7 protein-coding genes and 2 pseudogenes are annotated in these 7,474 nt (G+C 52.8%); 5 read left to right on the plus strand and 4 right to left on the minus strand.

Going from position 1 to position 7,474, the window contains the following annotated elements:
- Window positions 1–124: pseudogene (locus HY29_RS19945) on the minus strand (IS6 family transposase); the annotation flags it as partial.
- Between the two features lie 97 nt (window positions 125–221).
- On the opposite strand from HY29_RS19945, the gene HY29_RS15345 reads away from it, so the two are divergent.
- The 3 genes from HY29_RS15345 to HY29_RS15355 are packed head-to-tail and all read left to right on the plus strand — an operon-like array spanning window position 222 to window position 2,764.
- Entirely contained in the window at window positions 222–809 is a 588-nt protein-coding gene (locus tag HY29_RS15345) for a hypothetical protein (protein WP_162176745.1), read from the plus strand.
- Between the two features lie 60 nt (window positions 810–869).
- A complete protein-coding gene (locus HY29_RS15350) occupies window positions 870–2,102 on the plus strand; it encodes a hypothetical protein (RefSeq protein ID WP_034798544.1) in 1,233 nt (410 codons plus the stop codon).
- Window positions 2,099–2,764, plus strand: a complete 666-nt coding sequence (locus HY29_RS15355) for a response regulator (protein WP_051601613.1) — start codon at window positions 2,099–2,101, stop codon at window positions 2,762–2,764. Before HY29_RS15350 ends, HY29_RS15355 begins: the two co-directional genes overlap by 4 nt.
- On the opposite strand, the gene HY29_RS15360 is transcribed toward HY29_RS15355, so the two are convergent.
- Window positions 2,705–4,420, minus strand: a complete 1,716-nt coding sequence (locus HY29_RS15360; RefSeq protein ID WP_034798546.1) for a sensor histidine kinase — start codon at window positions 4,418–4,420, stop codon at window positions 2,705–2,707. The genes HY29_RS15355 and HY29_RS15360 overlap by 60 nt on opposite strands.
- Before the next feature lie 201 nt (window positions 4,421–4,621).
- On the opposite strand from HY29_RS15360, the gene HY29_RS15370 reads away from it, so the two are divergent.
- Window positions 4,622–5,998: a hypothetical protein gene (locus HY29_RS15370; protein WP_155838377.1), complete on the plus strand. Its 1,377-nt coding sequence runs from the start codon at window positions 4,622–4,624 to the stop codon at window positions 5,996–5,998.
- A 166-nt stretch (window positions 5,999–6,164) separates the two neighbouring features.
- Here the strand turns inward: HY29_RS15370 and HY29_RS19950 are convergent.
- Window positions 6,165–6,532: pseudogene (locus HY29_RS19950) on the minus strand (DDE-type integrase/transposase/recombinase).
- Between the two features lie 226 nt (window positions 6,533–6,758).
- Between HY29_RS19950 and HY29_RS15380 the strand changes: the two are divergent.
- On the plus strand, window positions 6,759–7,205 hold the full coding sequence (locus HY29_RS15380; RefSeq protein ID WP_034798553.1) for a hypothetical protein: 447 nt from the start codon (window positions 6,759–6,761) through the stop codon (window positions 7,203–7,205).
- Window positions 7,206–7,347: 142 nt separating this feature from the next.
- On the opposite strand, the gene HY29_RS18995 is transcribed toward HY29_RS15380, so the two are convergent.
- A partial coding sequence (locus HY29_RS18995; RefSeq protein WP_155838378.1) for an integrase core domain-containing protein occupies window positions 7,348–7,474 on the minus strand: 127 nt, incomplete at its 5' end.

The raw sequence follows: 7,474 nt of genomic DNA on the forward strand, positions 1-7,474 counted from the left end.
TCCCGCGCTCGTGAAGCAGGTCTTCGACATTGCGCAGAGACAGCGGAAATCGGACATACATCATCACAGAAAGTTGGATAACCTCAGGTGACGTCTTGAAGTAGCGGAAGGATGATCTAGCCATTTTCTGAGGTTATATACCAAGATTGTCCACCTAAAGACCGGTTCCTTTGACAATGCATGGATTTGAATATCTGGCGATGAGACCAGCCCACATAATCATGTGGTTCCGCGAACAAGGCAACCATCGTAGATGTCGCGGCATGCTCAGGAATCTCTTTGCCATTGTCATCTGGAGTCTGGCGTCTCTTAGCCTGCCTGTTCCAGGCGGTTACGCTGAACCGCCACCAAAACAAACAGAGGCCTTGGGGCTTACGTTTGGACCGGGTGCGGAAAAAGACACCAATCAGAAAGGGGGAGATGACGAATTTTTTAGCGCCTCCTGCGGATCAGACACAGAAAATCAGCGCCATTGTGATCCTTATCACGGCGACACCAAATGCCATCTGGAGAGACCGTTATTGTGCTTTCGGGATATCGACGCACCCGTGCCGGAAACACTGGGCGACCCGCTTTACTGGACAGGGGGAATTCTCGCATCCACCCCGCCTCAACCAGGAAATCGGTTCAAAACGCTGGCAGATGCAAATGCTTTTTGCGCTTCAACATTCGGAGAAGGCTGGCGTGTGGCGAGCTTTCATGATGGAGGTGGCTGGACCCTCAAAGGCTATGGTATACCAAGTTACGGAAACTCACGGGTCTGGATCGATATCAAGGATCAGCCTGATGCGACGTGTTGGTCCAGATAAATCCAATTTTCTTTAGACTTCTGAAGTTCCCAGCAGATACCCGAGGGAGTGTTCTCACTTATGTCCAGATGGACAATTATTATTCTGAGCCTCATGAGCGCTGTCATTTCAGGTGGTGTGGTTGGTGGGCTGTTTTTGGTGTTCGGGCAACACAGCGGAGCAAACAAAGCTGTCGGCCCTGATCCTTATGGCGCGGGAAGCGGCTATCGAGCTTTGTTGAATTTTCAGTGTCGTTATGGCCAGACCAAGCATATTCTAATGAACGGCGTTGACGACAATTTTCAGGTCAACACCCCTGAGCCATCGAGAAATAGCGGTCGTTTATCCGCGTATCCGGGCCATTTTTACAACTTTCCTGTTCGGCGACAATATGATGAACCCGGACAGGACAAGGTTCTGATTGATTTCTTCGAGATGCCCCCGCGTATATCAAGCGGGCTGTTCGTTACCCGCATCGCCGAGCCAGATCGAGAAAGTAATGACTATCTGGCGCTGGGAGATCTTAGCCTCCCCGGCCACAACGGTGAGTTCTACAACCCCAATGCATTTCACAACCAAATTCAGACCCTATCTGATGTGCCGGGCTGGAGCAGGACACCCGACAATGTGTTTTCGGCACGCCTGAAAGACATCAGGTTCAAGTCCAACGATCCTGACAGAGATTATGGTGAATTTCGGGAATACTTCGACCTTCTGTCTTTTTTGCAGAAGGATGATGGCCCTGTGACTTTGGAAATACTGTTTTACGACGACACAACCGCAGATTTCTCGGCGATGGCTGTCTGCTCAGAGCCCACCCAACCCTCGGGGCTAACTTTTGCACCGTACAAACCAACAAATGACATTAGAGTGGATTTTCAGTTCCTGTCCTGTAATGGTGTATGGACCTCTCCGCACTGCAATCCGATCTACGGAGACAGACTGTGCAGCGATGCCCTGCCTCTTGCCTGCTTTAAAGACACCAGATCGTCAGTGCCAACCATGTCCACCGACATACCATTAGACGTCAGGGTTTTTATCGCCGATTTCTGGGTTGGCGGGGAGATAGATTTCACGCCGCCCGTCAGAGGGGATACATTCGGTACACTCTCAGAGGCCAACGCCTATTGCGCAGGACAGTTAGGCGCAGACTGGCGGGTGCTTGACTATCATCAGGGCGGTGTCAGCGCTGTGGCTGCCCCTCGGTCAGCACACGCCCCGGAGGACAGGGTATGGATCGACATCAAAGACCAGCCAAATGGAACATGCTGGGCGCGTGATACACTCCCCTCAGCCGATGAGGCATTGAAGTGACCGAAATTGTCAGGGTTGGCATTCTGGAAGACAATTTCAGTATGCGTGCGCATTTCTCAAAAATCGTTGCGCGTTCTGAAAAACTGTCACTCGCCTTTGCCGCAGAAACCCTTTTAGAGGCGCGCCAAATGTATCAGGCGCATCCAAGTGATATCTGTCTGGTCGACCTGCAGCTTCCTGATGGAAGCGGGCTGGATTTCGTCGCCGATCTCCAGGAAACAAAAAAAACAAAAGCGCTTATTCTCACCGTGCTCGGAGATAAGGTCAGCGTGCTGGCTGCTTTGCAGGCGGGAGCGCAAGGATATCTGTTAAAGGATACGCCGCCCTCACAGATCGAACAGGCCATTGAATCAGTAATGTGTGGTGACAACCCGATCAGTCCCCAGGCGGCAACCCACCTTCTGGCACTCCTGAAAACCACCGCCGAGACCGAACCTTTGCTCCCAGCGGCAGCGGAAAGCACTATTACACCACGTGAAAAGGACATCCTGGTGATGTTCTCCCGGGGCCTGTCCTATCAGGAGACGGCAGACGTACTGGAGATAAAGCTCAACACAGTCAGGGAATACACCAAGTCCATTTACCGCAAACTAAGCGTGCATTCACGCAATGAAGCGATATTCGAAGCGCTTCAGAGCGGCCTGATCGACATCAATCCGTGACAGGGCTCTCCCCCTGTTTTCAGGTTCGACCGTAAGCTGTATCCGCACTCCCCCCGACGCGCTTTCACAAATATCCAGCTTCCCGTTTAGCACCCGGGCCCGGTAACGCATATTCTTGAGGCCCTGACCTGCATCAGGGTCACCGCCTGTCGCAAAACCAACGCCATTGTCCGCAATGGTGATCACGAGATCATCACTTTCAGTCTCGCGGCAAATAGAGATAGACAGCTCGTCGCAGTCGGCGTGACGCATTGAGTTCGTTACGGCTTCCTGCATCAGCCGATATATGTTGAGGATGGCCGCGGGGCCGAAATATGTCGGAACAAACGGATCAGACTGCTCCCATTGCAACGCGATACCTTCGGCAATGAGCTGCGCCTGGGCGCGAGCCTTGAAGGTAACGAGCGCGCTATCGAAGGACCCTTCAGAATGATCCATGGAGTCGACGATCAAGCGGAGGTCATTGAGACCATACTGAAGGTCATTCTCAATTTCCGCCGAACTTATTTCACCACCGCGAACCCGCACGAGCAGCGAGAGAAGCTGTCCACCAATGCCATCATGAATATCACGGGTCAGACGCTGGCGTTCTTCAAGTCGCCCTTTTGCTTTCAGGCCTTCCTCAATCGCAGCTTCCTGCGCCGAGATAATAGCTTGCTGCCTGGACACCACTTTTTGGAGTTCCGCCTGCGATCGCTTGGCAAGACGCCTGTCCTCAAGCAATGACGTCAAGCCTACGTACACGCCAAACGGGGCGAGCCCGGCCACGATAAGATAAGTCAGTAAATGCGCCGATGGCGGTCGCTGGATGGGCAGAAGAAAGGCGACTGCAATCAGGCTGGATGCGATCCCCAACCCCCACAGACCGAGGAGTACAGGTCGATCGCCCATGGGCAGCCATCGCAAAAGACCAAGGCACGAAAGTCCCATTATGCCATACGTCGCAAGCGCGAAGTCTGTCTGCAAACCGGGCATGGGCAAGCGGTGCGCCGTGCTCAGATACGCTAAAACGATGAGACCCGAACCGATCAGCATTAATGGAAGGTAGACGCCAAACCTAGCCCTGACGAAGAAGCCCGCCGCGGCCAAAAAGACAATGACTGCCCCGGTCGCAATCTGGACGAAATGCAGGACGTTGAGCCAACCAGCCTGTCTTGCCTGCGCCTCAAGAAAATCATTTCTGCGACCAACGAAAAGCTCAGGTAACCCTGCATATGAGCGGTCCGGGGTCACAACAATCGTCAATCTGTTTCTCCCGGACTGATAGGCAGCGACCGGAATATCCAACATGATATAGCGCCGTGCCAGACCGGGAAAATGGACATTTGCGTCTGTGTCCGTGCCAAATCTGACACCGTTCATATAGACTTCTGCTGCACCGCCAACATAGGGCGCAAATACCTCACCACCCTGTGGCGGGATCTGGTCTACCGTGAAGGCATGAGTGTACTGACGACGTGTTCTCATGGGAATTTTAAATGCTGAGTTGAGGTCATAGACTTCCTCATTCACCTTTCGCCGACGAAATGGGCCCTGGCCCGAATGCGGCAGGACACTAACCTCTTCAGCTTCAATCTTTTGAGAGGAGAGGTCTGGGAAGCGGGGGGCAGCACAAATGAAACACAGGGCCATCACAGCGGCGACACTTGCAGCCATCAGTAGGGTGCCAATCAATGGTCGGCGTCTGTTTTCTGGAGCGTCTGAAGCTGTTTCCATTGTGGTCTGATAGCAGACTTGGCCATCACACCTATAAGCAAACACTCAGGTTTCGCGCTTTGCCACATGATCATGTGAGTGTGCCCAACAGCCAGTTCGTTATGCGTGAAGGACGTTAAGAACAACAGAACTGGAAACACGATGACGAACAAACGCGTAATCACAATCGCTTCAACCAGCATCATAACCGCCCTATTGATGAGCTCAACGGCTAATGCCCAACAACTTTCAGGCAATGTGCTAACCAATGGTGGATTTGAAGACGACGTCATGCCCTCGTACGGTAACCATACGACCGTAAACCAGAACAACCAGCCGACTGGCTGGACGTTTGGTTCAGGCGATCAGCCGAATATTGTCAAAGTGGATGGCCCCGGCGGGCAGGCAACATGGTACACGACCGGACCGGATTCTGATGCGACAAATGCCGGAGCTGGCGTTGACCGCCAGTATCTGGATATCGCAAACGGTCGGAACAATTTTTATCAGACTTTCACCCCAGAATGCACAGGTGAAGTCAAATTCGGGGGCGCGTTTTCCAATCGCGGTGGCACAGCAACCGGCTCAATTTCCATCAGGAATGGTGATGGCCTGAACGGGAGTGTTGTCGGGCAGACCAATACAGTGACGGTTGCCGGTGGCCCTCCTGTGGGACGTCCATGGCTGCCAGCAGATTTCACAACAAATGTAGTGGCAGGTCAGACGTATAGTTTCGTAGTCGATATGAACGACGAAGCGAATTTCGATGAAGGCTATGTGAAGTTCGTCAAAGGTTGTGGCGCTAATCCACCCGACGGTGGTGGCAATACCGGAAGCTTGACCGGCAATCCAGGCATGCCAGCCGGTCCGCTCATTGAAATGGAACTGGAAATGGCCGATCCGAACATATTCGATGTGCCATCAAATCCGGACCTGCCAGGCTGTTGCTCACCCTGGACCGAAGACAAGCTGAAAAGCTCGCTGAAGTATCAGGGCACCGGAAATATCACGGATCCGTACACGCTTCACTACAGTCCGGATGCGTCGATCAATGTGCAAATGGAAGGCTATATCAACTATCTGCATGCCCTTGATCCGGGTGTGACCTCGATCACCGTTAGCTTCAAACTGTATAACAAAGGTCAGAATCCGAATGCGCCAGGCCTGGGTACTCAGCTTGGCTCTGAGCATTCTTTAACCTGGACGGCAGGCGGGTCCTCAGTGCCATCAAACGGCAACGGAAACTTCTTCAGCCTTCCGTCTCAGGCCATGAACATCAACAACTGGTATCGCGTCCAATCCAGTGTGTCGCTCAATAACGGCAAGGAAGCCTTCGGCAAGGAATGCGCGACTAGCGACTTCATGATGAACATCGAAGTCAAAGGCTCCAACATGAAATCGTCGAATGGCAGTGGCGCAACGCTGAAAACAATCGAGAACGGCAAGATGATGAGCAAGAAATTGGAGACAGCCTCGAAAAATACGCTGGAAGGGAAATTCCCCACCCGGAAAAGCTCCGGTGTCCAGCGCAGAAACTAAACCAATACAGTCCCTGTCTTCTTAGCCCACCTGAAAGAGCCGCCGCTAAGGCGGCTCTTTTTTGTTGGGACCTCAGCCTTCGGGTCCCTGACGCCTCCAGCTTAGCTCCATAAGGTGGTGTCAGACGAATTCGAACCAGTCTCCGTTTTTCGCAAACGAGCAGGTCTCAGGCGGCGATCAGCTCGCGCCACTCGACAAGAGCGGCGTCGCGTAACGATTTAAACCTCGCCCTGCTCTCGATATTCCGCTGATGATTGAGGTGGTTGTATACAAACGAATGGATTGAGGAGAACTTCTGCAAACTTCGCATGCGCCGGAAACGGGACATCCCCGTTCTCGTCGACAGAATGGCAGGTGAGAATTTTCAGCGCGATTGTTCAGGTGTTGGCCAGTCTCTTGGCAAATGTCGATCCCTCGCTCGTGGAGCAGGTCTTAGACGTTGCGCAAAGAGAGTGAAAATCGAACGTACATCATGACCGCAAGCTGGATAATTTCGGGCGAGGTTTTGAAGTAGCGGAACGGGTTCTTGGTCATTTTCCAAGGCTAAACGCCCCCGCCCTACGCCTCAAGCCCGTTTGCTCTGACAATGCCCTACTCAAGATATGGGAGTACGAAAGTTACAGTATATTAGAGATGGTGAGCATGGCGTTCAACTTTATGAATATGCAAATGGAACACGTAGTCAAATGTTGAAATTGGAACGTTTCTATGAGGAAACTCGACCTGGGCGGCAAAATCTGCAGCCGTGGGCAGTTGACGCATGGAATTCTGGATTAGGACGGGTGCGATGATTATAATATCGGGATATTATCGTGGACCAGAACTGAAAGGGGCCCGGATTTCTGATGCTATAGGTACGGCAATAAAGGCTATGGAAAGGGCGCGCAAACCAAAATACCAAGGTACACTTGGAGAGGTTCCCCACGTGAATGCGGTTTTTGTCGTTGAGGGTTCACTTGGGAAGCCGGAATTTAATGATATGCAGGTTGGCCCCTACAGCCGGAAAGACAAATGCCTCCAGGTAGAGATTGCAGTTCCGCAGTCAGTCATTGATGAAGGGAGGCTACGGGATGCCATTGTACTTGGACTAAGAGGTGCCAATGCCGTGGCGTTTCACTTTTTTGATGAAAAGGGCATGGAGTTTCCGCTTCGAGATGCAGAGGCTCTCGTTACACGTGTTGGCGAGGAATTAGGAGAATTTGCATAGCTAGGTGGGGTAGCCCACGCGGAGCGATACCCACAGCGCCTTTAAAAGCGGATACGCCCGTACCTATCCCTCACCCCCCTGCTCTGCCCCACAGGGGTGGTCCACCGGTTTTGTTAGTCCGGCGGTTTTCACGTAGCGGCGTTCATGCCGCTAACTCCTCACAGTAAGGCGGTATGAACGCCGCGGGCAAGATGGTTTGTGGCGCAGGTGGCCGGTAGCCCAGAGAAGAGTGTGGGCGCGCGGTGTTGTAGTGCCGCCGCCAGGTTTCG

The sequence above is a fragment of the Hyphomonas beringensis genome (genome assembly GCF_000682755.1).
Taxonomy (GTDB): Bacteria; Pseudomonadota; Alphaproteobacteria; order Caulobacterales; family Hyphomonadaceae; genus Hyphomonas; species Hyphomonas beringensis.

What these genes read in the sequence shown, in the direction of transcription:
- HY29_RS15380 (WP_034798553.1), top strand. Translation starts at nt 6,759, where the DNA reads ATGGAATTCTGGATTAGGACGGGTGCGATGATTATAATATCGGGATAT.
- HY29_RS15350 (WP_034798544.1), top strand. Translation starts at nt 870, where the DNA reads ATGTCCAGATGGACAATTATTATTCTGAGCCTCATGAGCGCTGTCATT.
- HY29_RS15370 (WP_155838377.1), top strand. Translation starts at nt 4,622, where the DNA reads ATGACGAACAAACGCGTAATCACAATCGCTTCAACCAGCATCATAACC.
- HY29_RS15345 (WP_162176745.1), top strand. Translation starts at nt 222, where the DNA reads ATGTGGTTCCGCGAACAAGGCAACCATCGTAGATGTCGCGGCATGCTC.
- HY29_RS15360 (WP_034798546.1), bottom strand. Translation starts at nt 4,420, where the DNA reads ATGGCTGCAAGTGTCGCCGCTGTGATGGCCCTGTGTTTCATTTGTGCT.